The sequence below is a fragment of the Cytobacillus spartinae genome (genome assembly GCF_042865285.1).
Taxonomy (GTDB): Bacteria; Bacillota; Bacilli; order Bacillales; family Cytobacillaceae; genus Robertmurraya_A; species Robertmurraya_A spartinae.
Genome location: NZ_JBIACK010000001.1, coordinates 352,752 through 377,953, shown reverse-complemented (window position 1 = coordinate 377,953; position 25,202 = coordinate 352,752). Strand labels below are relative to the sequence as shown.

26 protein-coding genes are annotated in these 25,202 nt (G+C 36.5%); 15 read left to right on the top strand and 11 right to left on the bottom strand.

Features of this window, described 5'->3' with window-relative positions; genetic code table 11:
• Positions 1-11: 11 nt before the first annotated feature.
• From ACFYKX_RS01770 to ACFYKX_RS01760, 3 genes are all read left to right on the top strand, one after another.
• Positions 12-305, top strand: a complete 294-nt coding sequence (locus tag ACFYKX_RS01770; protein ID WP_389357464.1) for a putative quinol monooxygenase — start codon at positions 12-14, stop codon at positions 303-305.
• A gap of 237 nt (positions 306-542) precedes the next feature.
• Positions 543-788, top strand: a complete 246-nt coding sequence (locus ACFYKX_RS01765) for a hypothetical protein (protein ID WP_389357462.1) — start codon at positions 543-545, stop codon at positions 786-788.
• A 185-nt stretch (positions 789-973) separates the two neighbouring features.
• Positions 974-1,567, top strand: a complete 594-nt coding sequence (locus ACFYKX_RS01760; protein ID WP_389357461.1) for a GNAT family N-acetyltransferase — start codon at positions 974-976, stop codon at positions 1,565-1,567.
• 140 nt (positions 1,568-1,707) lie between these two features.
• On the opposite strand, the gene ACFYKX_RS01755 is transcribed toward ACFYKX_RS01760, so the two are convergent.
• Positions 1,708-2,355: a hypothetical protein gene (locus ACFYKX_RS01755; RefSeq protein WP_389357459.1), complete on the bottom strand. Its 648-nt coding sequence runs from the start codon at positions 2,353-2,355 to the stop codon at positions 1,708-1,710.
• A 250-nt stretch (positions 2,356-2,605) separates the two neighbouring features.
• Between ACFYKX_RS01755 and ACFYKX_RS01750 the strand changes: the two genes are divergently transcribed.
• Positions 2,606-4,327, top strand: coding sequence for a PQQ-dependent sugar dehydrogenase (locus ACFYKX_RS01750; protein WP_389357457.1), 1,722 nt, complete (start codon positions 2,606-2,608; stop codon positions 4,325-4,327).
• A gap of 15 nt (positions 4,328-4,342) precedes the next feature.
• Here the strand turns inward: ACFYKX_RS01750 and ACFYKX_RS01745 are convergent, their stop codons facing one another.
• Entirely contained in the window at positions 4,343-4,522 is a 180-nt protein-coding gene (locus ACFYKX_RS01745) for an SE1832 family protein (RefSeq protein WP_389357455.1), read from the bottom strand.
• Between the two features lie 96 nt (positions 4,523-4,618).
• Here ACFYKX_RS01745 and ACFYKX_RS01740 point away from each other — a divergent pair, with 96 nt between their 5' ends.
• From ACFYKX_RS01740 to ACFYKX_RS01725, 4 genes are all read left to right on the top strand, one after another.
• Positions 4,619-4,900 carry a hypothetical protein gene (locus ACFYKX_RS01740; RefSeq protein WP_389357454.1) on the top strand — a complete coding sequence of 94 codons (282 nt, stop codon included), beginning with the start codon at positions 4,619-4,621 and terminating at the stop codon, positions 4,898-4,900.
• Positions 4,901-4,959: 59 nt separating this feature from the next.
• Complete coding sequence (locus tag ACFYKX_RS01735) at positions 4,960-5,256, top strand: 4a-hydroxytetrahydrobiopterin dehydratase (RefSeq protein WP_389357453.1); 297 nt, start codon at positions 4,960-4,962, stop codon at positions 5,254-5,256.
• Between the two features lie 147 nt (positions 5,257-5,403).
• Positions 5,404-5,508: a YjcZ family sporulation protein gene (locus ACFYKX_RS01730; RefSeq protein ID WP_389357452.1), complete on the top strand. Its 105-nt coding sequence runs from the start codon at positions 5,404-5,406 to the stop codon at positions 5,506-5,508.
• A 154-nt stretch (positions 5,509-5,662) separates the two neighbouring features.
• Entirely contained in the window at positions 5,663-5,845 is a 183-nt protein-coding gene (locus tag ACFYKX_RS01725) for a hypothetical protein (RefSeq protein WP_389357450.1), read from the top strand.
• 189 nt (positions 5,846-6,034) lie between these two features.
• On the opposite strand, the gene ACFYKX_RS01720 is transcribed toward ACFYKX_RS01725, so the two are convergent.
• Positions 6,035-6,325: a hypothetical protein gene (locus tag ACFYKX_RS01720; RefSeq protein ID WP_389357448.1), complete on the bottom strand. Its 291-nt coding sequence runs from the start codon at positions 6,323-6,325 to the stop codon at positions 6,035-6,037.
• A gap of 227 nt (positions 6,326-6,552) precedes the next feature.
• Here ACFYKX_RS01720 and ACFYKX_RS01715 point away from each other — a divergent pair, with 227 nt between their 5' ends.
• From ACFYKX_RS01715 to ACFYKX_RS01705, 3 genes are all read left to right on the top strand, one after another.
• Complete coding sequence (locus ACFYKX_RS01715) at positions 6,553-6,936, top strand: hypothetical protein (RefSeq protein WP_389357446.1); 384 nt, start codon at positions 6,553-6,555, stop codon at positions 6,934-6,936.
• Positions 6,937-7,078: 142 nt separating this feature from the next.
• A complete protein-coding gene (locus ACFYKX_RS01710) occupies positions 7,079-7,861 on the top strand; it encodes an LAGLIDADG family homing endonuclease (protein ID WP_389357444.1) in 783 nt (260 codons plus the stop codon).
• An 11-nt stretch (positions 7,862-7,872) separates the two neighbouring features.
• Positions 7,873-8,244, top strand: coding sequence for an rRNA methyltransferase (locus tag ACFYKX_RS01705; protein WP_389357442.1), 372 nt, complete (start codon positions 7,873-7,875; stop codon positions 8,242-8,244).
• An 824-nt stretch (positions 8,245-9,068) separates the two neighbouring features.
• Here the strand turns inward: ACFYKX_RS01705 and ACFYKX_RS01700 are convergent.
• From ACFYKX_RS01700 to ACFYKX_RS01670, 7 genes are all read right to left on the bottom strand, one after another.
• Complete coding sequence (locus ACFYKX_RS01700; RefSeq protein ID WP_389358993.1) at positions 9,069-10,535, bottom strand: amidase; 1,467 nt, start codon at positions 10,533-10,535, stop codon at positions 9,069-9,071.
• Positions 10,536-10,689: 154 nt separating this feature from the next.
• Complete coding sequence (locus ACFYKX_RS01695) at positions 10,690-11,169, bottom strand: staygreen family protein (protein ID WP_389357441.1); 480 nt, start codon at positions 11,167-11,169, stop codon at positions 10,690-10,692.
• 78 nt (positions 11,170-11,247) lie between these two features.
• Positions 11,248-12,024: a hypothetical protein gene (locus ACFYKX_RS01690; RefSeq protein ID WP_389357439.1), complete on the bottom strand. Its 777-nt coding sequence runs from the start codon at positions 12,022-12,024 to the stop codon at positions 11,248-11,250.
• A 142-nt stretch (positions 12,025-12,166) separates the two neighbouring features.
• Positions 12,167-14,173, bottom strand: a complete 2,007-nt coding sequence (locus ACFYKX_RS01685) for a LysM peptidoglycan-binding domain-containing protein (RefSeq protein ID WP_389357437.1) — start codon at positions 14,171-14,173, stop codon at positions 12,167-12,169.
• Between the two features lie 144 nt (positions 14,174-14,317).
• Positions 14,318-16,762: a DNA topoisomerase IV subunit A gene (gene parC, locus ACFYKX_RS01680; RefSeq protein ID WP_389357435.1), complete on the bottom strand. Its 2,445-nt coding sequence runs from the start codon at positions 16,760-16,762 to the stop codon at positions 14,318-14,320.
• Entirely contained in the window at positions 16,762-18,738 is a 1,977-nt protein-coding gene (parE, locus tag ACFYKX_RS01675; protein ID WP_389357433.1) for a DNA topoisomerase IV subunit B, read from the bottom strand. Before parE ends, parC begins: the two co-directional genes overlap by 1 nt.
• A 430-nt stretch (positions 18,739-19,168) precedes the next feature.
• Positions 19,169-19,585 (bottom strand): CoA-binding protein, encoded by a 417-nt coding sequence (locus ACFYKX_RS01670; RefSeq protein WP_389357431.1) that lies wholly within the window; start codon positions 19,583-19,585, stop codon positions 19,169-19,171.
• A gap of 216 nt (positions 19,586-19,801) precedes the next feature.
• On the opposite strand from ACFYKX_RS01670, the gene ACFYKX_RS01665 reads away from it, so the two are divergent.
• The gene (locus tag ACFYKX_RS01665; protein ID WP_389357429.1) at positions 19,802-20,566 is read left to right on the top strand and encodes a phosphorylase family protein; all 765 of its coding nucleotides are present in this window, start codon (positions 19,802-19,804) and stop codon (positions 20,564-20,566) included.
• Between the two features lie 26 nt (positions 20,567-20,592).
• Here the strand turns inward: ACFYKX_RS01665 and ACFYKX_RS01660 are convergent, their stop codons facing one another.
• Positions 20,593-22,314 (bottom strand): glycosyl hydrolase family 18 protein, encoded by a 1,722-nt coding sequence (locus ACFYKX_RS01660; protein WP_389357427.1) that lies wholly within the window; start codon positions 22,312-22,314, stop codon positions 20,593-20,595.
• A 555-nt stretch (positions 22,315-22,869) separates the two neighbouring features.
• On the opposite strand from ACFYKX_RS01660, the gene plsY reads away from it, so the two are divergent.
• The 3 genes from plsY to ACFYKX_RS01645 all read left to right on the top strand — a co-directional run bounded on the left by plsY (position 22,870) and on the right by ACFYKX_RS01645 (position 25,101).
• Positions 22,870-23,460 (top strand): glycerol-3-phosphate 1-O-acyltransferase PlsY, encoded by a 591-nt coding sequence (gene plsY / locus ACFYKX_RS01655; protein ID WP_389357426.1) that lies wholly within the window; start codon positions 22,870-22,872, stop codon positions 23,458-23,460.
• A 310-nt stretch (positions 23,461-23,770) separates the two neighbouring features.
• On the top strand, positions 23,771-24,787 hold the full coding sequence (locus tag ACFYKX_RS01650; protein WP_389357424.1) for a sensor histidine kinase: 1,017 nt from the start codon (positions 23,771-23,773) through the stop codon (positions 24,785-24,787).
• Between the two features lie 116 nt (positions 24,788-24,903).
• Complete coding sequence (locus tag ACFYKX_RS01645) at positions 24,904-25,101, top strand: hypothetical protein (RefSeq protein ID WP_389357422.1); 198 nt, start codon at positions 24,904-24,906, stop codon at positions 25,099-25,101.
• The last annotated feature ends 101 nt before the right edge of the window (positions 25,102-25,202 follow it).

The following is a 25,202-nucleotide window of genomic DNA, read 5'->3' as shown; positions in this document are numbered from 1 at the left end:
AGAGATTAACTATGATGATTATTCATGCGTTTATTTATGTAAATCCTGAACACCGTGAGCTTTTTATTGAAAAATCAAAACATATTATTGAACACTCTCAGGCAGAGGAAGGTAATATTAGCTACGAGCTTTTTGAGCAAAGCTCTGAGCCAAATACGTTTGTGATGTTAGAAGAATGGAAGGATCTAGCAGCAATCGAGTTCCATAATGAAACACCACACTTTAAAAAATTTATACAAGAAACTGGAGGAATGTTCTCACAACCTCCTAAAGTAAAACGATTTGAGGTTATTCAAAATAGTTAGGGCTTTGTTACACCTGCGATTGCCGCAGGTGTTTTTTTGTCAAGTATTTGACAAAAAATAACAACTAATTTTACCCAACACAACTCTATGGTATGAGAAGATAAACCAGAAAAATTTAAAATGAAACAATTGAAATCTTTAGTTAGCACTTTTTTAAATCTCTTATGGTAAAATTATGTATGTATAAATTTATTTTTGGAATACTACTTTTAAAATGATTGAAAAGGAGTATTCCTAATGTCTATTGAACAAGGAATGAAGTATCAAATTTCTAATGATTTTAAAAGCCGTTTTAATTCTGCCGAGTCACTGACCGTCATTCGCCAGGTAGGCAATACGATACAGTTCAATTTAGAGAATGGTAAAGGATATGGTTCAATGCCGGTTGATCACTTAAACTATTTGCTAAAGAAATCGAAATTAACGATTAACCGTGCCAACCGTGTCTTTATTAACCAAGGAGACGAAGAACAGATCGGGTAAAACAAACACTCACGTCCAAAAACTAGTCTGTCGCAGTATGCACGGACTTCTTTTTTTTTATTAATTACAAGGCATGGTGAAATATATACTAATAACTTGTATCCTGGCATAACCATGCGAAAAGCATTGGAAAAACTGTAAACTACCAGTACTAAGTTAATGTCGTATATAAAGGGGGATTAGAGATGTACCATACAACAGAAAAAGGTTTATTCAGAATTGATTGTGGGGATATTTATCTTCAAGAGTTTTCAATTGAGGATGTAGATTCGATTTTTAGAATTTCCAATGAGCCAGAAGTGTTTGAATTTTTACCAGACTGGAAATCCAGCAAGGAACAGAGACTTGAATGGGTAACTAATTATGAAATTCCAGCCAACAAAGCTTTTCTACATGCTGCCGCAGATTCCTCAAACATAGATAATCATACTCTGAAGCTAGGAGTATTTATTAAAGAATCGGACGAATTTATTGGTTGGTGCTGTACCGGTATCAAGGACGAGCTACCAGCTCCTAATAGAGAATTGATGTACGCTATTTCAAGTCGTCATCAAAAGAAAGGTTACGCTACGAAAGCATCTAAAGGGTTAATCGATTACTTGTTTACCTATACAAATTTAGATACTATAAACGCAATCGCACTAACGAACAATATTTCGTCGAACAAAGTGATTAAGAAATGTGGATTTCAACTTGAAGGTCAAGTAACAATTGATCAAAAGCACTTTAATCACTATCTTTTGAGAAAGATAGAATGGTTGAAAAGTAATCCAGTTTAATAGACATGCTTAGCATACGAATACCCGTAGAAATTCGTATGCTATTTTTTATTAATAAACACTTTCGTACTCCGCTTTAAATCTATTGTTTATTAACACTTCATCAAAATACCTTCTCAAATTTATACACCAGGGTGAATTTATTTTGCAACTGTATCAGAAACGGTACCAATTGTGTTAATCATCGAAACGAATCGTACTTTTTCATACTCCTCCGATACCCAAATATGTTTAGTGATTTTAAAGATTTCACCTTCGATTTCTAGAAAATATACAGACTTAGTTGTTTCATCATCCTTTACGGTTGCTTGTTGAAGTAGCTTGCCAGTAAATAAGTCGTCTTCTAATTGTTCAACAACTTCCTGATTAGGATATTCAGCAGCAAGCTCCTCTTTTGTACGATTAAACGTCTCCTCTAAATCACTTTTATTAATGCCTTCAATAGTCATTGTACTTGTAGGAATTTCAACAGTAGTGATGACATCCTTACCATCGTTTGCTTGGTCACCCTCAACTGTATTTGGAAGGTATATATAATAATCACTCTGACCAAACCAAAGCTCCGCATTGGCCTTTTCCACACTGTGTCCAAAATTATACTCAAGCTCAATGGCGGAAGCCAATTTAGGTGCTGAACCACCTTGTACCTGTTCACCTTCTTCACCAACACTCATCCCGCCATTAGTTTGTTCTCCGTTTTTCGGATTATTGTCAATAGTGGTACCACATCCTACTAGCATGCTACTTAAAGCCCCTAAAATTAAAAACTGCTTTAAAAAACTCATCATGGAAATGCCTCCAGTATTTTCAAAATTCACTTCTAACTTGTTAGTCGAGGGTTGGTATAAAAAGGTTTCATAGACATTTAAAAATAGTTAAAGATTGTATTTAAAGCTGAGAATTTTATGGTTTATTTCTCGATTTACGGATCGTCATAAACCTGACAAGACATTCTTGAATACATAATAATTAAAACGCCTAACCTGTTTTAATCCTATCTAGGCTAGTTTTAAAAATATAAACAGGAGCTGAACCTTAATGAGCTATGGATACATTCCTAACGACATGATTCAAAAAGAACTTCGTTGGGAATACGTGAACTATGCCCTTTACAAGCATTTAAGAGAGCTAAACGTACAAAGTCGATTAGACCATAGAATAGGCGAATTAGAAAACGAACAAGAAGAACAGTTAAATCTAATCCAATATGTATGTACCCTGCATAGGTCCTTACCGAGAAATACACCAAGCCACTATTACCCTCCAAAGCACATTCCGGACATTATCAACGAACTACTTAAACGCGAAAATGAGTTATTACAGGAATATAAAAGTTACAGAAACTACTTTTTATCAAATAACCCTTATTACAGTGCTTTCTTTGATAGATTAGCTGCTAATAAGAGTAAGCAAATTGAGCAACTAGTTGAATTAGAACCTTGTTTTCCAAATAGCCATGATGTAAGGCAAGATTTTTTCCTTCAAGAAGGCTATCGCATGGAGAAGGTAATCAGTGAATTAACATTTCCAACGGTGATCACATTTGATGATGAAAAAAATATGTATGTAGTTGAAGCAGGGTATGCCTATGGTGCGGAACCTGGAGAGGGACGGATATTTAAAGTGAGTAGGAACGGAGACATAAATGAGGTAGCTGGTGGGTTTGCAGGACCCGTTACAGGTTTAACATGGTATAAGGGCGATTTATACGTTGCAGAAGGGGGATTTGATAGAAAAGCTGAACCTGGCTGTGGAAGAATTATAAAGGTTTCTCCTAGTGGGGAAAAACAAGTTATTATATCTAACCTTCGAACGTGTGGGGACCATTTTACTGGGGATGTAAAAGTAGGACCTGATGAGAAACTTTACTTCACAGTAGGTACTGCTACAAATTCTGGAGTGGTAGGAAAAGACAATATGTCTTGGGTCAAGCGAAACCCACAATTTCATGACCAACCAGCAAGAGACTATATCCTAGTTGGGAAAAACTTTGTAACGGAAAACCCTCTTACAGAAAAAGATGATGTTGTCGAAACAGGTGCATTTAAACCTTTCGGAGTCCCTAGTAGAGAAGGAGAAACGATAAAAGGGGACCTTTATGCTAATGGAGTAATCTATCGAAGTAACCTAGATGGAAGTAATCTAGAAATCTATGCTGACGGGTTTAGAAATCCATTTGGACTTGTTTTCTCTCCTTTTACTAACAAAATGTATGTAACGGATAATGGAGCCGATGTAAGGGGGAGTCGCCCCATTAACAAAGATTGGGACAATTTCTGGGAGGTCCAACAGGGAGGCTGGTACGGATGGCCAGATTTCTTTAGTGGTCTTCCAGCAACAAATCCCCGTTTTCATAAAGAAGGGGAGCCTAAACCTAGCTTTTTAATAAAAAATCACCCAAAGCTTGCTAGTCAGCCTATCGTCCGTTTCGAACCTCATTCCTCATCAAACAAGTTCTCCTTTTCAACAAATGATAGATTTGGTTATTTTGGGGAAGCTTTTGTTGCTCAACTTGGAGGAATGGACGGAAAAAGCGGATTAAAAGTGGTACGGGTAAACTTAGATACTGGCCAAATTAGAGAATTCTATGCTAATAAGAAGGGGTTGGATATTGAAGGAGCGCCTAAAAGGCCAGTTGCTGCAATGTTTAATCCGGAAGGTGATGAGCTATACATTGTAGACTTTGGATTAATGGGACCTAGAGAAAAAAGCGAAGGTACTGGGTCTGTGTGGAGAATTGTTAGAGAAAGACAAGATTAAAAACGAAATCCCTTGTTAGACAAGGGATTTTTTCATAGCTTGGTATTCTTGTAATTCTTTTTCAATGATTAGAAGGCGAGCTTCCTGTTTTTCAATGGAACGACCAAAAGATTCTAGCTTCTCCATGTCATCCTGCAGTCGTCTATATTCTAATTGTAGTTCCATGATTTGAAACTCTATTTCTTTTCGATTCATTCTATCTACCACTTCCTTAAGAAATACGTATAGTTTTAGTGTAACGCTGAATCCTAACATTTACAAAGAAAAATTAGCGTTTAAGGGAGTAACAATATGGTATTTCTTTTCTTATGCTTACTGACAGCTGGATTGCTTATTAATTTTGTCCAAAAATACATTCTTCGAATAAAAGAACCTAACATTGATGAACTTTGGAGAGAGTTAGAAAGTGAAGAGTGGTTTATTGAATTTATAAAGAATCCAAAGATAAAGGATTATGTAGAACAATCTAAAGACAGTGGTTTGTTGAGCGATCCTTATTATGTTAGAAAGATTCTTGATCATGAGGGACATCGAGAAGGATTTCTGAATCATGTGGTTGCAAAGTTAAAATAAGTTTTAAGTAAAGGGTGTATTGATTTATAATGGTAAAAAACTTAAAGGAGCGTTGTTATATGGAAAGGTTGAGTGAACAGTTAATTCAAGACTATTTAAAGAAAATAGATGGCTGGAAGATCTCTGATGTAAAGTGGTTAGAAAAGAAGTATCGTTTTCAGGATTATTTGAATGGAATTGAATTTGTGCAAGCCGTAGCAAACCTTTCAGAAGAAGTGAATCACCACCCTTTTATTAGTATCGATTATAAGGTTGTAACATTAAGATTGTCTTCCTGGCAAGCTAAAGGTTTAACAAAATTAGACTTTGATTTAACCGGGAAATATGATGAAATGTACGAACATATAAAAAAATAATTTACTCAGTCATCGAGTGAGATTTATTCACACTCTATGTGAACCACTTGTAAATAATACTTTCCCAAAAAACTCCACTCATGCCCATTCCGCATTTAGGATATTGACATATACTATATCGAAATCAACATTAGGAGGCTTGATATAATGTCACATGCAGGCGGATATGGCGGAGGTTTCGCGTTAATCGTTGTACTATTTATCTTGTTGATCATTGTAGGAGCATCTTGGGGCTACGGCTTCGGATACTAAACGTAATTTCAGATTTTTAAAGGGCCATTCCAGCTATGCTGGAATGGTTTTACTTTCCTTCTTATAGGTATAATAAAGGCTATTGCCCATACAAGTTTTGATTACTTGAATAGCATATAGCGATGATAAAGAACCTAGAGGGAGGTAACGATGAATGTCTAAAAAAGGCAATGACAAAGTGATTCATGTTGATAAATTAATTATTAATGCAAATGAAGTTGAAATCATTAGAGAGCGTAAAGAAGATGATTATCCTAGGAGAGATCCCTGGGGATTTTTCTGGGGTAGAAGAGATAGAGAGTTATTTGAGGATGAGTCACCTGACAGAAAGCGTTAACCCGCTTTTTCTAGAAAAAGAAGAACTATCGATGTACTTTAAGGAGCGACTGAACCGCTTCTTTTTTATTTTCTTTTGCTTGATAAAGAAAACAGCGAATCTTTTAAGGGCTTAATGATTCTAGTTTTACATAAAAATAAAGGGAAGTCTCCCTAGCCAGACTTCCCTTTAAACTCATATCAAGATTACTTAGAATCCGAATCCACCAAATCCAAATCCTGGACGGCCGAAACCAAATCCAAATCCTGGGCGACCGAAACCATAACCAAAGCCCGGGCGACCAAAGCCATAACCGAATCCTGGACGACCGAAACCATAGCCAAAGCCCGGACGACCAAAACCATAACCAAAGCCCGGACGGCCAAACCCATAGCCAAATCCTGGTGTTGCAGCTGCACCTGCACCAGCTAGAAGTAGAAACGGAAGAACTCTCTCATCTTGTTGTCGATAATCAAATGTAGGAACTCCATAAGGATGCACTCGACAAACCTCCTTGTTTTCTTTTTCTCTATACTGTATGACTCCACATTTGTCCTTGCTTTTAAAACAGTAGCAATTGTTAAAAATGGACGATTACCCATAAATAACTTCGCTAGAAGTTTTTTTAAAAAAAAACTAATACAGGAATATACGTTCGCAAAAATATGTCATAACCCTGCTTGTTCCACCATATGATTTAATATCTTATGGTAAATGAGGCGATCACGATGATAACAAAAGAGATGTTGGTTCAGTACGATGAGTTAAACCGAAAGAAAAAAGAGATTGAGAACCAACTAGATGATTTAAAGAAGGTATTTAATGCTTTTTTTGACATCTCTGTTGGGAAGGATGAAAAAGGGGAGATAGAAGTAGATGAATACAAGCTACAGAGACAAATTAGAACAACTGAAAAATTTGAAGTTGAACTAACAGTTCAAAGGCTAGAAGAGTTAAAGATGATGGACCTCATCTTGAAAAAACCAGATGAGGTGAAGATTAAGTCGGCTCTAAATCTAGGGTTATTAAAGGAACAGGATTTAGAGGGTTGCATTAAAGTGAGCTCATCTAAAGCGTTTTATGTGAGGAAATTGGCAGAAAACGCAAAATAATATGCTATGATTGAGCCTGTGAGAGGCTCTTTTTCTGTTAGACTGGCAATTAATTGACACCCGAAACATTTGTTCGTATAATATAAATAAATAGAAAAAATTTATATAAGATATAGCTCTCAAAAGGTAGGGGGATTGGTTTATGCCTCGAAATCCGGGAATAACAGACGAAGACATTATAAAAATGTATAAAAGTGGGATTCCTTTTAAAGAGATGGTTCCAATCATTGGTCTCTCTGATCGCGCTATCCGTAATGTCATGTATAAAAACGGTATAGATATGAACCGTGAGCAATTCTCCGGACAACCACGAAAGCATAAGGTTAATGAAAATTTCTTCAAAACCTGGACACACGAAATGGCCTGGGTTTTAGGACTCTTTGTTACAGATGGTACTGTAAACAGTAAGATTCATAGTATTTCCTTCACTCAAAAAGATGAAAGTATTTTACGTTTAATCGCTGAATATATGGACGCTGATTACATACTAGCTCCAATTACCCCAACAAGATTAACCCCCACACTTATAATTAATTCAAAAGAAATAAAGAAAGATCTAGAACAGTTAGGAATCACAGCAAATAAATCCTTAAACATACCGTTTCCGGATGTACCAGAAGAGTTTTTACCTTCATTTGTAAGAGGTGTTATTGATGGAGATGGCTGGGTTCAGAAAAATGGATATGTTATGAATGTGACTACAGGAAGTTTATTTTTTGCTGAAGGGCTATTATCTGTATTCCAATCTTGGAACCTACAATCTGAAATTACCAAAGATATAGAAAACGGTAGAAATACTATATACAGAGTAAAAGTTAAAGGCAAGGTCGACCTACCTAAACTTGCTAAAATTATTTATAATGGTGTTACAGATAAAAGTTTTATTCCGTATAAGAAAAACCGTATGATTAAGCATTTAAAATAGGAGTGGCTTATATGTGGAAACTAGTAAATGGAAAATTAATTCAAACAACAGATACCTCCAGAGTCAAATTTAGAACAAACATAAGTAAATCTTTATTAGATCAACTAGAAAATTTGGCATACGAAAATGATACTCATGTAAATTATTTATTAGAAAGTGGTTTACAAGAGGTTTTGTCTCAGGGTGTTATTACTTTTAACAAGAAAACACGACCTAAAGATCGAGTTCAATACAAAACTACTTATGATAAGGAACTGCTGGAACAAGTTAAAGAGTTTGCAAATAATCATCAATTATTTATTAACGATGTCATTGAGTATAGTGCTAACTATATAAATATGGACTCTATAAAAAATAGTGACTATAAACACAGGGTAGAGTAATCTATCTTTATAATAAAACAACGCCCCGAACATAATATATATTATAGGAAGTTGTAAATTCAAATATTAATTCAGTCTCAATAACTAAGTATACCTAAGATATTGAGACAAAATATGAATATCTCTAATTAACAAGTTTAAAAAACGTCCACAAATTTTATTACGAACTATGTTTTGACTACCACATTGATCAGCGATCAGTTTTTTAAAGCTCAGTGGATTACGACGTCACTAGGCGATTAATAATGAAAACCTCCATAATACCTGTTGCTAATCATCCTGACTTCCAGATAACTTGCAATCTGTAAGCCGCTATGTGAAACTACACGTTTCACCCTCTTCTATTCTGCAAACAATTTTTAGTTTACATAATATCTTTATGGTTAATATCCTGCTTCTACTAAATAAATCGACACCCCATTACCAACATCCAAATATTAACTAGACATTTCTTTTCCTCTTATCTTTCTTAATAGCCATATTACCACTCCCACCCTATAAACATCCCTGTGTCACAAGGCAGTTTCAAGTAGCACTTGTTCGGCAGTAAAATTCGGCAGTAAAATACGGAGCAACCTTTTAAACGATTCTACTATCGCTTCCCCTTGGTCATAAGTTTGATCTGTTGACATCTAGAAGTGCACCAGCATCATTGGATCTTTTAAAAGATATAATTTCCTTGGTGTAAAGTTACTGGGTTAGACTAAGATTGCAAAAGAGTTCGGAAATCATGCTCCGAACTCCCCTTAATCTTTGTTATGCTATTTAGTTTACATAATAATTTTATAGTAAATTGTTTGTATGAACCTAAGTTTCTAATTCCTTTATCCTTTGAAAATTGGATTATCTCTTACATCCAACCAAGAATCCGTCTTCTCTAATGTTCCTGCCATTTGAAACAATAGATCCTCTCGTCCCCTAGCAGCAATAAATTGAACTCCGACAGGCAATCCATCCTTTGTTTTATGAAGTGGAACACTCATTGCAGGCTGCCCCGTCAAATTAGCTAATTGTGTAAAAGGAGTTCTTTTTAAACTATTCTCAATCAGCTGATCAACCATTCCACTTTTCTTTAGCACATTGGTTAATTTTAATTTACTCACCGTACTAATCAATATTTTCTCAGCAGAGCTAATATCAAGCTCTCCAATTCTCGAAGGAGGATAGGCTGTTGTTGGGGTCACATAAAAATCATAGTCTAGGTGGAATTCTTCCATGGCAAATGCCGCTTTATCCCATTCTCTTAAACTCAACACAAATTCTGCTGCATTTGTTACTTTTCCTAATAAACCTAACAACCAAGTGGTTGGCTCCACATCGCTAGGTTTTAATTTTCGACCAATACATTCTTCTGCTGAAGTTAAAGCAGCAGCTACTTCTCCAAAATACAAGTTCATATAACTAGAAGCAATTTTTCTTCCGTCTACTGGTGCTTCTTTTTCTTCGACTTCATGTCCCATAGATTCAAGTAATTTTACAGTCTTCATAACGGCATCTCTACACTCTTTGTGAACTTCAGTACCGATAGGAGAAGCTACAGAATAGGCAATTTTCAATGGTTTCCGGAAAGGTCTTTGAGCACATTCTAAATAGTCCTCATCAATGGGTGGCGCGCGGAATGCAGCCCCGCTCTCATGTCCTTTTAGAAGGTTCAACATAAAAGCACTGTCTCGTACACTTCTTGTTAAAACATGGTCAGCTGACGCTCCCTGCCAATGCCTTCCTAGCGTTTTACCGACAGGATTTCTACCTCTAGAAGGTTTCATCCCAAATAATCCGCAAAATGCTGCTGGTATCCGGATGGATCCGCCACCGTCGTTTGCTCCCGCAATTGGGACCATGCCAGACGCAACAGCTGCGGCTGCACCTCCACTAGAACCTCCAGGAGTATAATCTAAGTTCCAAGGATTTCTTGTAGGCCCATAATAAACGGGTTCTGTGATCCCCATTAATGCAAACTCTGGAACATTGGTTTGTCCTAAAATAACGGTCCCTGTTTTACGGATTCTCTTAACTAGTTCTGAATCTTCCTTTGCTTTGAATTGAGACAAAACTTTAGATCCCGAAGTTAGTGGCTCATCCTTGATTTCCTGTGTAATATTCTTTAATAGGATAGGAACACCTGCAAATCCACCTATTGGACTTTTTTCTATCGATGTCTTTGCTTGATCATACATCTTGTGAATTACTGCATTTAAAGCAGGATTACACTCTTCAATTTTTACGATTGCTGCATCTACAATTTCCTTCGGAGATATCTCTTTCTTTCTAACTAGCTCTGCTAACCCCATCCCATCGTAATCGGTATAATTAAAACCTGACAAATGCCCCACCTCACCCATTTTTTTCTATATTATACCTATGCAAACCCTTCTAGTAGAAGAATCTTTTCCTAGAATGACATGAATAAAAGACAACACAAAAACACAGGTAGTGAACCTGTGCTTAAGTAACCGATTCCTGAAGGGCTTCATTTAAAAACTGTCGTGGTGTACCATAATATAAAAGTTGGTTATATTGAGGGAAATTTGACTCAAACTGAATGTAGATTGGAGAGTCTAAAAGCCATGGGTAATTTTGATAAAAAGCTCGATCGCCATATATCATAGCAGTTAAAGCTAGCTTTAACTCACGCTGGAAAATCATAAACCGAATTTTAGAATATTGCTCATCAAATTCTCCTCCGCTAACGTAGACCTTCCCCTTTAAAATATATTGGCCCATACGTGGAATCCATTCAGCGAGAACTTCATCTCGAAATTTTGGTTTAATTGCACTCATATCAAAACAATAACCAACCGTTAAAAAGAGTTCCCCAGTTTCATCTGAATGCGTTAACGTATATTTCCGTTCATCCACCGGTTTAAAAGGAGTAACTGGTGGTAAGAACGTCACACTTAGTTTAGATGGATTGAACTTACTCATTGTAAGCATCTCCCCCCAAATGAAGAAATAATTTGCTTACGTTATTTTATGTTTTCCATCCCAAAGTGTGACAAATGCCTAGTCTTCCTTTTCCTTCTTAGGAGAGTCTATTTTCTTTACCTTTGTCTCTAACAATTCCCACTTTCCATTTTCCATTATCCACTTAGATTCCACAAAAGCTATTGAATCTGCATTATAAGCACCAGATATTCTCTGAACCCCTTCTAAGCCAAGTCTTTGATTTTGAACACGTACGGGAGTTAAAGTCCCATAAGGAAGAACCATGAGCTCAGAAGGCTCACTTAGACTTCCATTTATATATAATCCTAATCGTTCATAATCTTTCGCTCGATCCTTAAGGTCAAAAGTATAAGATTTATTAATCTCCGTAATCGTAATTTTTCCTTTATAGTCATTGAGAAACTCACTCTGAATTATGAGTGGTTCAGGTACTGTCAAATCGGTCAATGTATAATCCTTTAACGTATAAAGGTAAAAATTAGAAAGTCCCCCGCTTCCACCTGTAGGAACAGAAATAAACATATCATTTATTCCGTCATTGTTTAAATCCTTATATTGAATAGAAGGTTCGTACCCACCATCTAAATTAATTTTATATTCCTTTCCGTTTGAAGCAACGATACTAATATAAATTTCCTTAAGAAATTCTGCTTTATCTTCAACAGGAATTCCTTTTATGTAGATGGTTTCCTTCTTGTCATCTCCTGTAAGGTCTACCAAATCTTTCGAGATAATTTCCGTTTTATTGGCCTCTTCAACAGCATAAACTCCTGTAATGGCTGACAATGACATGAAAAAGAAAGCCGAAAAGGCAAAAATCAATTCTTTTTTCATAAAAATCCTCCCTATGTCTAGGTCGTTATGATTTCTATTCTGTCCAATTTTGGAAAAATCATGTAGAGGAGAATACAATTTCTATAAGATATTTTGCTAGATAAAAACACTCAACCTGGTAAGTTGAGTGTTTTGTCATTCATTATTTCGGCATCTTTAATTGTTGTCCAATCCATAACGCCTTTGTAACATCTAACTGGTTTAAATCAACAATTGCTTGAATCGTTGTACGGTTATTTTGTGCAATTTTCCATAGTGTGTCACCTGATTGTACGGTATAGATTACATACGACTCAACAGGTTGTTTCGTAGGAATCGTTAACTTTTGCCCAATATAGAGAAAATCAGTTGTATTCAATTGGTTTGCCTGTAAAAGATCTTGTACGGTAACACCATATTTTTGGGCAATCTTCCAAAGTGTATCACCTGATTGAACCGTATGAATGGTTTCAGTTGTAACCGGTGGCTGGATCACGACTGTAGAAGAAGGAATCTTTATAGTTTGTCCAATATATAATGGCTTCGTTACGTCAAGATTGTTTTCTTTTACGATAGAATCAATCCTCACATTGTACTTTTGAGCAATTTTCCAAAGTGTATCACCTGCTTGTACTGTATGCACGTTGCTTTCAGCATCTTGTGGTGCTTCAACCTTTTCGGACACTTTAATGACTTGACCAATGAATAATGGTTGATTAATATCTAATGAATTTAGTTTAACTAAACCACTAACCGTTACCCCATACTTTTGAGCAATCTTCCACAACGTGTCACCACTTGCCACTGTATGGTTCACATAATTAGTAAGTACATCTTGCGGGGGAAGAACTTCTTCCACTAGCTCAACATCTCCAACTTTTACTTTCGCAGGTACAGTATTTTTTACTAGCACTTGATAATACCCATTTTCTGGTTTATCAGAGACTAATTGAAACACTTCACCTTTTGTTGCTTTATAGCCCTGATCCATTGGATATACAGACATTTGAGTTTGCTCTGCAATTACTCGTACCTCTTTGATTGGCTGTAGAGGTTTTACTGAGTGACTATCTGTAACCATTACTGGATTTTCTATTAAAAGGTAGCCGGTTGCTCCGTTCGCTTCAGTTGCCATCACTTTGATGTAATAGTTCCCATTTAAAGCTTTACCACCCATCCAATCAGTTGCATTCCAACTAAAAGTGTGAGTGCCGGGTTGTACATTCTGGAAGCTGATGACATGATTCATATGGCTTCCTGCTTCTGTAGCTATATAAACTGTTAAATTGATAGGTTCCGCTACTACTACTTTCCCTGAAACTTGGTCTTGTGTACCATCATGATTTGGTGAAACCGTGTTAGAGTCGAATGAAGCGGACGTAATCATCTCCTTCATTCTCCATTCAGGAATGGAACTTTCTCCATTCTTGACGGTAATTTTACCTAGTCTATGAATCTCTTGAGAAGTAGGCGGATAGTTATAACTTAATTCTATTGTTTTAAAAGCAATATTATATTCACCATCTGGAACGATAACACCTTTATCATTTCTACCATTCCACTCAAACGTGTGAATTCCAGGTGCAAGTTTTACTTTCCCTGTTTGAAAAATATCATGATCATCTTTTTGAATAGATATTTGAACTTCTGCATGACGGCTTAACTCATAACTCACAGTTGTCAAAGGTTCATTCACACTATATTTAGGTGAGATTTCAGCACCTGATGTATTTGTAATTGAAACAAGCTGCTTTGGATTTGTCTCATTTACAACTGTGATTTGACCAATTGGATACCCTTGAGCCGAATTGTAAGCTTGATCGGTTAAATACGATTTTATCCTGTAAGTTCCAGCAGGAAGTGGTACTCTCTTCGTATCATTCCAGGGGACCCAATGCACTACGTGTGTTGTCTTGTAATCCATCGTAGAAAGATTAATCTTAACTGACAGGCCATTACCTTCAGCTATTAAATAACCTCTAGTAGGCTCATTTGTTTCAATCGTAAATGTTGTATAACCAGGTACAGCATTTCCCTGATACGCTATAGTATTAGAAGAAATCGCTTGCTTTATAACTTCAGGTGGCAGTTCGTCAGCCGCTAGAACGTCTTGGTTATATGATAATCCAATAAAAATTATAGCAATCAATACTAACAACTTTTTTGTCATGTATGCACCCGCTCTCAAAATATAATAAACACAAGACTTATCATAAGTTTTAAGCAGGTTTCCGGCAATCTGTAAATACTGGGAGAATTATTTGCATTAACGTATACAAAAAACCCTGCAGTTTATGCAGGGTTTTGAAACAAATTAACGTTCAGTAGGCTTTTCGACAGACGCTTCGACTACCCAAATTGCTTGCGCTTTTCCACTTTCTGTTTCATCAATTAGGAAGGAACCATTTGAATAACGATCATTATGTCGTAAATCAGAAGAAAGGATGCTTTCCGTCTGACCCTTTTCAGAGATTACAAACACTTGGTCACCATCTTTTACTAATACAGATCCGATAACACGGTGAGGATTTGATTTTAACTCTCTTAGCATCACAACTCCACGCTTCGCACGAGAGGTTAGTTCAAATTCATCCATTTTCATCTTCTTAATCGCACCACGTTGCGTCACAATGACAAGATCCTGTTTTTTCGGGTTCTCTACCACATTCCCACTTGATACATAGTCTTGATCTTTAAGATTTATTCCTTTTACCCCAGCAGCTCTTGCACCTACGATACTAACCTCTTCCTCATGGAATCTCAGTCCATACCCTAAATAGGTCGTTAAAATGATCTCTTGCTGGCCCGTTGTTAGATGAACATTCACAACGGTATCGTCATCTTTTAGATTAATACCTACGAGCGGCTTAGAATACCTTTGAGCTTTATATTGTTTCAACTCGGTTTTCTTAACCATACCGTTTCTGGTAACAAACAACAGGAATGCATCTTGTTCAAAATCTTTAACTGGAATTACTTTTACAATGGATTCATCTCGCTCAATCGGTACAATGTTCGCAATATGCTGACCTAGATCTTTCCAACGGATGTCCGGAAGTTCGTGGACAGGACAATATAAGTAATTCCCTTTATTAGTAAATAAGAGCAGCACATCCGTCGTATTCATATCAAGTTGGGCTAGCAGTCGATCAGAATCCTTCATACCGAAGTCTTGACCACTTGATGCAGCATAGGATCTTGGGCTTGTTCTCTTCACATAGCCTTCCTTCGTAACAGTTACAATAACATCCTCACTAGCGATTAAAACCTCTAAATTAATCTTGATTTCTTCAATTTCAGCTTCTATCACCGTTCGACGGCTATCTGCAAAGCGCTTCTTAACATCTCTTAGCTCTTTTTTAATAACGGAATATAACTTACTCTCACTCTCTAAAATAGAAGTCAGTTCTTCTACTTTCTTAGCAAGTTCTTCTGCTTCTGCTTGTAAAGCAGTAATGTCTGTATTCGTTAAGCGGTATAGCTGTAATGACACAATTGCTTCAGCTTGTGGTTCAGTGAACTGAAATATTGCAATCAAATTGTCTTTTGCATCACGTTTATCTTTCGAAGCACGAATCGTTGCAATGACCTCATCGAGAATGGATAAAGCCTTCATCAAACCTTCTACGATGTGTTGACGATCCTTCGCTTTTTGTAGATCAAATTGAGATCTTCTCGTTACAACCTCTTTTTGATGCTCAATATAGGCATCTAATAGTTCTCTAATTCCTAATAACATAGGACGTCTATTGCGAATAGCTACCATATTAAAATTGTAAGGAATTTGTAGGTCACTATTTTTATAAAGGTAGTTAAGGACACCTTCCGCATCTGCATCTTTTTTAAGTTCAATGACAATACGAAGTCCGGTACGGTCTGTCTCATCACGCACCTCAGATATTCCCTCTACCTTACGATCAAGCCTAAACTCATCCATTTTTTTAACAAGATTCGCTTTATTCACTTCAAATGGAATCTCAGTAATGACAATTTGTTGCTTGCCTCCACGAACGGTTTCAATCTCTGTTTTTCCACGGATAATAATCTTCCCTTTACCCGTTTCATAAGCTTTTTTAATCCCTTCTACACCTTGGATCGTACCACCAGTTGGGAAATCAGGACCTTTAATTATCGTCATAATATCATCAACAGTACAATCTGGCTTATCCATTCGATAGATGACTCCATCAATGACTTCACTAAGGTGATGTGGAGGAATATCCGTTGCATATCCCGCAGATATCCCGGTTGAACCATTGACAAGTAGATTAGGGAACATGGCTGGTAAAACAGTTGGTTCATTGGACGTATCGTCGAAGTTAGGAACAAACTCAACAGTGCGTTTTTCAATGTCACGAAGCAATTCCATCGAGATTGCTGAAAGCCTTGCTTCAGTATAACGCATAGCAGCAGGGGGATCACCGTCAATACTTCCGTTGTTACCATGCATTTCAACGAGCATGTTTCGAACCTTCCAGTCTTGACTCATACGGACCATCGCATCATACACAGATGTATCGCCATGTGGATGGTAGTTACCGATTACATTTCCGACTGTTTTAGCTGACTTCCTAAATCCTTTATCCTGCGTATTTCCTTCTACATGCATCGCATATAAAATACGTCTTTGAACAGGCTTTAGCCCATCACGTGCATCAGGTAATGCACGGTCTTGAATAATATATTTACTATATCTTCCAAAGCGATCGCCAAGAACATCCTCTAGCGGCAAATCGCGAAATTTTTCCACAGAACTCATTACTCAGCTACCTCCTCAGCAACAGAAATATTTTCATTTTCCAAAATACTTCCGTCCTCTTCCAAGCCGAAGGCAACATTAGTTTCAATCCACTTACGTCGTGGTTCAACCTTATCACCCATTAACGTGGTAACACGTCGCTCAGCTCGAGCAGCATCATCAATTTTTACGCGGATGAGCGTCCTTGTTTCAGGATTCATCGTTGTGTCCCATAATTGATCAGCATTCATCTCTCCAAGTCCTTTATAGCGCTGAATCATATAACCCTTACCAATCTTTTTAATGGCCCCTTGCAGTTCATCATCGCTCCATGCATACTCAATGACTTCCTTCTTACCAGTCCCTTTACTCACTTTGTAAAGTGGAGGAAGAGCAATGTATACTTTTCCTGCTTCTATTAACGGCTTCATATATCGGTAAAAGAATGTTAAAAGTAGCACCTGAATATGAGCGCCATCAGTATCCGCATCGGTCATGATTACAACTTTATCATAATTAATATCATCCACATTAAAATCGGCACCTATACCAGCTCCGATTGCATGGATGATCGTATTGATTTCCTCATTTTTAAAAATATCAGCAAGCTTAGCTTTTTCCGTATTGATTACTTTCCCACGAAGCGGCAAAATCGCTTGGAATCGACGGTCTCTTCCCTGTTTAGCCGAACCACCTGCAGAGTCACCCTCAACGAGATACAGTTCATTTTTTTCAGGATTTCGCGATTGAGCAGGCGTTAACTTTCCAGAAAGAACGGCTTCAGAACGTTTACGCTTCTTCCCACTTCTTGCCTCTTCACGTGCTTTTCTCGCAGCTTCTCTAGCTTGATAGGCTTTAATCGCCTTTTTAATGAGCAAAGTACTGATATCTGGATTTTCCTCAAAAAAGTAAGATAAGTGCTCAGAAACAACAGAATCAACAGCAGAGCGGGCTTCACTTGTACCCAATTTCCCTTTTGTTTGTCCTTCAAATTGAAGTAGTTCTTCTGGAACTCTTACAGAGATGATGGCGGAGAAGCCTTCACGAATATCGGCACCATCTAGATTTTTGTCTTTTTCTTTCAAGAGGCTAATTTTTCGAGCATATTCGTTAAAAGCACGAGTCATAGCCGTTTTGGCACCGGCTTCGTGTGTTCCACCATCTTTGGTTCGAACGTTATTAACGAATGAGAGTACATTTTCTGAATACCCATCGTTAAATTGGAACGCAAAATCAACTTCAATTTCACTGTTTGTGCCTTCAAAGCTAACGACTGGGTGAAGTACGTCTTTTTCCTCATTTAAATATTCTACAAAAGCTTGAATCCCATTCTCATAATGAAAAACTTCATGAAAATCATTACGGTCATCGATAATTTCAATCTTCATTCCTTTTAAAAGGAAGGCAGATTCCCTTAAACGTTCACACAATGTTTCATAATTGTATGTTGTTGTCGAAAAAATGGTCTTATCAGGCTTAAAGTGAATGGTTGTTCCAGATTGATTTGTTTTTCCAACCTTCTCTAGCGATGTAACAGGCGTCCCACCATTTTCAAAGCGCTGCTCATATACAAACCCATCTCTTTTAATTTTAACGACGAGCCACTCAGACAAGGCATTAACAACGGAAGCACCAACCCCGTGCAATCCACCACTAGTTTTATACCCACCTTGGCCAAACTTCCCACCAGCATGAAGTACCGTTAAGATAACTTCTGGTGTCGGCTTGCCCATTTTATGCATACCAGTAGGCATACCACGGCCTTTATCTTGAACACTAATCGAATTGTCTTTATGTATTTTTACGATAATATGATCTCCGTAACCAGCTAACGCTTCATCAACGGAGTTATCGACGATTTCATAAACAAGGTGATGAAGACCTCTTGAATCTGTACTCCCTATGTACATTCCCGGGCGTTTTCTAACAGCTTCTAAGCCCTCTAGTACTTGTATGGCATCATCATTGTAATCAAATGCTTGTTGATTTTTTGCCACGAACATACCCCTTTCATTTGTTGCAAAAACTGTCTGTCTTTTGTATGTATCTTGTCGAACATCCGTATATGTATTCGTCAAACGATAGAATAATCCTTTAAAAAGCTAGGAAATTATCACTTTCAGAACAAATGTTCTTTGTAGACATTTTACCATAAAATATTTATAATCGGACCCTATTAGCCAAATAATCTTTAAGCTTCTTTGCTGTATCCGTCAGTGACATATTATCATATATCAGCGACCCGAGCCTTTAAATATTAAAACATGTCTATCCCTAATTGTATATATTTACTTAGATTTGGCAAATAGGTATTTTTATAAATGACTTGTTATAACCGGGTTGAAATTCCTCCCTTAAAAGAACGTTGCTGTTTTACAGTTATATAAAGAAACACACTTATCGTACCAATAAGTGTGTTGTCATCCTTTATTTTGTTAGTGCATGTTCGACCTTTATACAACGGTCCATGATTACTGTGTATCCTTTTTCCTTGAGGAAATCGTATGCTTCTTCATTGACAAGGCCTAATTGAGCCCAGTAAATATCTGCGTCGATTTCATCAAATTCCTTCGCTACATCGAATAAGTACTCTGAGCGGCGGAATACATTTACAATATCAACATGGCCTTCGATTTCCTTTAAACTTTTTACTGATTTTACCCCTAAAATTTCTCCATCATAGGTTGGATTAACAGGGATGATTTCATATCCTGCATCCTGCATTGCTTTTGAAACCATATGAGACGTACGCTCTGGATTATCACTTAAACCTACAACAGCAATTCTTTTAGCCTTTTTTAGAATAACGCCAATTTCATCACGGCTCGGAATTTCAACAGCCATTTCCAACACTCCCTATTCTTGTTAAATTTATCCTTACTACAATTGTACCGTTATGTATCAGAACTTCCTACTATCTTGCTCTATTATTATTTTTCTAATAAATTTTATGGATCAATTTAATGTTTTAAAAGCTTATCAGCTATTTGGTTGAAATTTGAATTTGGGTATATAGTAGGATAAACTATTCGTAATAGACATAGGGAGGTGGACCTATTTTTGAAGAGACTACAAGCTAGCAATTATATCGATCATGTAATGAGAATAAATAATATTCAAAAAGAAGATTTAAATGTTGCTCCCATTGTCTTTATTACGTGGTATGAGCAAATTACTGCAGCTCTTGTCAAAAAACTTAACGCCAAGCAACCTCGATACTCGCTTTTAGGGAAGAATTTTTATACAGGTTCCTTTAATGGGGTGGCATGTTCGGTCGCAAAAGTCCCAATCGGGGCACCAGGAACAGTCATGGCCATGGAGGAACTAATTGCTTCAGGAGCAAGGACCTTTATTGGAATTGGATTTGCTGGCAGCCTTCAAAAAGATGTGACCATCGGGAGTTTATTTCTTCCTACATCTTGTTTGTCTGAAGATGGGACATCCAAACACTTTATTAAAAGTGGTCAATTAAATCGTCCTAATCAAGTTATTTTTGAGCAATTATTAAAAGAAGCAAAGGATATGAAGATAGGGATTTATTCTGGACAGCATTGGTCTACAGATATTTTCTATCATCATAACCCTAAGACAATTGATACATATATGAGGGATGGGATTATAGGGATGGACTTAGAAACAGCCGCCATGTTTGCCTTAGGATCCTATCATGATGTTCATGTAGCAAACCTATTGATTATTAGTGACGAGCTTATTGATAAACTAAGACCCGTATTAAATGAAGGGGCATTCCAAAAATCCATGAGTGATGCAGTGAGTATTGCTTTAAGAGCTGTTAGTTCAATTAAGAAATTCCAGTCCGTATAAAAGAAAAAAGAGCCTGCCGGCTCTTTTTATTTTTTAGTAACCTGTTTCTTATTAAGATTTAAAGCTGTCCAAGCTGTTTCATCCGCAAAAAACCTTGACCAACTAGCAACTCCAGCTAATTCATACTTAGATGCTAAGTCCGCCCTTTTTGCTAGTGATAGCTCATCCTCGAGCCACACTTTATAGGTCGTTTTCTCGCTTTCTACGTAAAGTTCAGCATAATTTTGACCAGTTGTAGCATCATAAACAGGTGTAAGCTTGTTCTCTGTTAACCATTGTTTGATTTTATCCATCGAAAGAGCTTTAGAAGATACCTCCCCAGTATCTTTTTGTTCCCACAATCTTGTATACAAAGGGACACCTAATATAAGCTTTTCTTTCGGAACAATTTCAAGCATTTTCTGTAGATTCTCTTCTACCCACGGTAGACTCGCCACACTTCCTGCAACCGGAGAGGATCCCCAATGCTCGTCATAAGCCATAACAGCTAAATAATCAACAATCTTAGCTAATTTTTCTCTTTCATAGAAAACTGACCAGTTTCCACTACCTGATATAAACGTAATATCCATAGAAACAATAAGTCCTGCTTCATGAAAATACGGGGTTGCTTCCCGAACAAATTGCGTGACCAATGGTCCGTCTTCTGGGTTCACATTTTCGATATCTATGTTGATTCCATCCAACTTATACATTTGGCTGTAATGTAAAAGCTGTCGAATCATATTTTGCCTTGTTTCAAAATCTTTGAATGCTTCATGTGTTAGAGCTGGATCAAAAGCGTTCGAAAATAATCCCCAAACCTGATAACCATGTTGTTTGGCCCAATTTGAATAGTCTAGCGAACCTAAGTTGCTAATCGTACCTTGTCCGTCAGCTAACTCAAACCAGGTTGGTGATACCACATTTACCCCATCCATAACTGGTATTTTGGATGTATCAGGGTTTTTCGAATAAACCGCTTCCCATGTTAATTGGATAGGGCCATCAATTTTAGGTAAAGTAACCTCTTTTGTCTCTCGCTTTACAACAATCGTTTCTGATTTATCTTTAGTAACGAAATCTTTATTTACATAACCAGCGGTCCCGTCATTCTTTCTTACATAAACGTACTCCCCTGATTCAGACTCAATATAGACCTGCTCATTATTTGTTAACTGAGCGGTATATGGTGCCTTTAAATCTCCATCCGTTCTTAATCTAAGTTTCTCTTCATGAACATCCTCAGAAGTAACTTTTCCACTTACGACTTCTTCCCCGTCTTTCTGAATCCAAACAGATCCTGTGTCAGGTAGAATCTGATATTGAACTGGATACATCGGTAATACCGAATTAAGATCGATATAAAACTCACCGTTTTCATCCTTTAATGGTGTTAATTGCAGTTGCACGGGCTTTTCATTTATATAATAGGTTAGTGATTCACTTGGCATTTGGACCACTTTATCTTTCGTTGTAATAATAATAGATTTTGATTTTTCATCAAATGCAATGTTTTCATCTATATATTGCTGCATGAAGGACAATGGCACATAGATACTTTCCCCTTCGACAATCGCATTGCCTTCTTGCTTCCCGTTAAATAATATTGGATTTTCACCTTCGAAATACGTTTCTTTCTCCTTTGATGCAAAGGGATATAAGAGTAATAGAATACTAGAAACAATTAGTAAAATGGCAAATAAAAGCCCACTTATAATCCAATATTTCGACAAGGTTTTCTTTTGGTGATATTCTACTCTAGCCACAATCTTCTCCTCCTTAAAACCCATCGTACCGAAAACTCCTGTAAAACAAAAGAGCTTTTATTCATTTGGAAATGATTTTTTACAGTAAAAACCCCCCTAAAGTAATAAACGAATTCTGTCGAAAAAAAGTTTCATACATCATTAAATTCACAGCTATTCACAAATATGGATAGATTTAAATAAATAACTACTGACTATGCTTTAAAGGCTACGCATTTTATACTTGTTACAAGGAACCCTTTTCTCAGCCATTGTATTTCCTTTTAACAGATCATGGGATTTTTACAATTAGGCGAAACAACGTAGCAGCAAAATCCATACTAGAGTAACATACATCTATGAAAAAACTGCTTGTTAAAAAATGTTTTTTTGCGAAGTATAATAGATAAGAAACGTTTTGAAACAACTCTATTCCCATACCGTTAAAAATAGACTTAACTCGGGTTTAATTAATTTTTTACCTCATATTAGGACCAGATGGTAATTTCTACATGGTATTTTTAAAAATCCATGTTACAATAAAAAGACGTAATACAAGTGTGAAGGAGATCATTCATGTTTGAAATTGGAATTATTATCATACTAGCTTATTTGCTTGGGTCTATCCCTTCAGGTTTAATTATTGGCAAAACGTTCTATGGAGTGGATATCCGTGAACATGGGAGTGGAAATCTTGGTGGTACTAACACTTTTAGAACTTTAGGAGTCAAGGCCGGTTTAATTGTTAGCATAGCTGATATCCTAAAAGGCACACTAGCAACTGCACTTCCATTAGGATTTTTATTTGACTCTGAATTACACCCTTTGATTGCTGGTGTTTTCGCAGTTATTGGCCATATGTATCCGATCTTTGCTTCTTTTAGAGGTGGAAAAGCTGTTGCAACTTCTGGTGGTGTGTTGTTGATGTATGAACCACTTATGTTCCTAGTCATGTTAATTATTTTCTTTATTTGCTTATACATAACGAAATATGTCTCCTTATCGTCCATTTTGGGAGGGATAGCAGCTTTTATCTACGCCCTTATTGATGGAGATGTCCCACTCATTATCGTTGTTTCTATTCTAGTTATATTTGTAATATATCGACATCGAGCAAATATTAAGCGTATTCTAAATAAGACTGAGCCAAAAATTAAATGGCTGTAATAACCTATCCATTGCGATAGGTTTATTTTTTTGTCCTTATCACATTGTCACATAATTTTCCCATTACGACAATGCTTCCCTAAAGATTGTGTAGGATAAGTAACACCCCCCTCGTTCTTCAAAAAGAAATTTAATGTTCTTTATTGAAAACTTTTGTAGCTTTTTGTATGATTAAGATACATAGATTCTACATAACGAACAATCCTTAAAAATTTTGCTAATAATTGAACATAGATATACATAATCCGATATGATTCGCCATAGAATGAACTATCAAAAGCCAACTAAAAAAACGATAAGGTGGTAAAAGATGAGTATTCATATATATAAAAAGCTTCCATTCCCGTATTTCTGCCTCAACCAAGATCTTCACATTGATCATTCTTCTGTGGAAGAAGCCCATAGCTTTTCATTTACTAGATTCCTAAGCTCTAGTTCATTCGATGAATTTAAGTCCTTTCTCTTAAATCTGGAATGTGAGTCTTCTAGATTATTTGAGTTAAAACTAAACGGGATAAACAGTATTCCTTATGAGATTTACAAAGTAATTGAAAAAGACCAAATTCACCTTTTTTGTATACCGGTTAATATTAAGCCGATTAAAGATCCGACAAATCAGCCTGAAAAATTCAATAAAATTAAAAATTATTGTTCATCAGAAGAGGTCATGAACCTTGCAACAAACATTGCACATGAGGTTAAGAATTCTCTAACTTCTGTAAAAGGTTTTATTCAACTCTCAAAGCCCTATCTTTCTGAAATTCACAAAGATCAATATACAGATGTCGCATTAGAGGAAATTGACCGGGCAAATGAAATTCTATATCAACTACTAGACCTATCAAAGCCATACAAAACCAGAAAGAAAAAAACCTCCCTAAATAAAATGGTTAAGGATGTTTCTCTTCTTTATGAGAGTGAAGCTACTTTAAAAATGGTGTCATTGAAAACACAGTTAACGAATAAGAATCCATATATAATGGTAGACGAGAAACAATTAAAGCAGGTCTTAATTAATCTAGTAAAAAACGCGGTGGAGTCAATTACTGGGGGTCATGGAGAAGTTACCCTCAGTACAGAGGTCACAAATGATTGTGCCACTATCTTTGTTAGAGATAATGGTTGTGGAATCAGGACGGAAAACATTCATCAATTATTTAATCCATATTTTACGACGAAACCTACAGGGACGGGGGTCGGATTGGCTATATGCAAAAAATTAATTGATGCAAATGGTGGTGTAATAAGCGTTGAAAGCTTTGATTGTAATGGGACGACCTTTAAAATACAAATACCCATTTTAAATAATCAAATCTTATATGCTTAAACGCTACCTATAAGATGACAATCTTCAATGAATTGTCAAAAAATAAACATAATTCAAATAGGTTTTAGGATAAACTATAAGTGAGAATATAAAAAGCTACTGGGGAGCTGGTACAAATGAAAGTTCAACCAAATGATAACTACATCTTTACAACAACCGTGTCTGACCATGGCAATCATGATGAATTTGTCATTCAACTCTATAAGTACTTATCTGATTCCGAATTAGAAAACTCCCCATCTAGGACCATCAGTAATTTTGATGAATTAATTTCTTTTTTTGAAGAACTTGATGTTGACAAATTAGAAGCATAATTAGTAATTTACAAGACGGGCCTTATCATAAAGGGACCGTTTTTCTTTTTCCTAACATGCTATATTCTTAATAGCACATACTTCCCCTTCCCAAATGGATC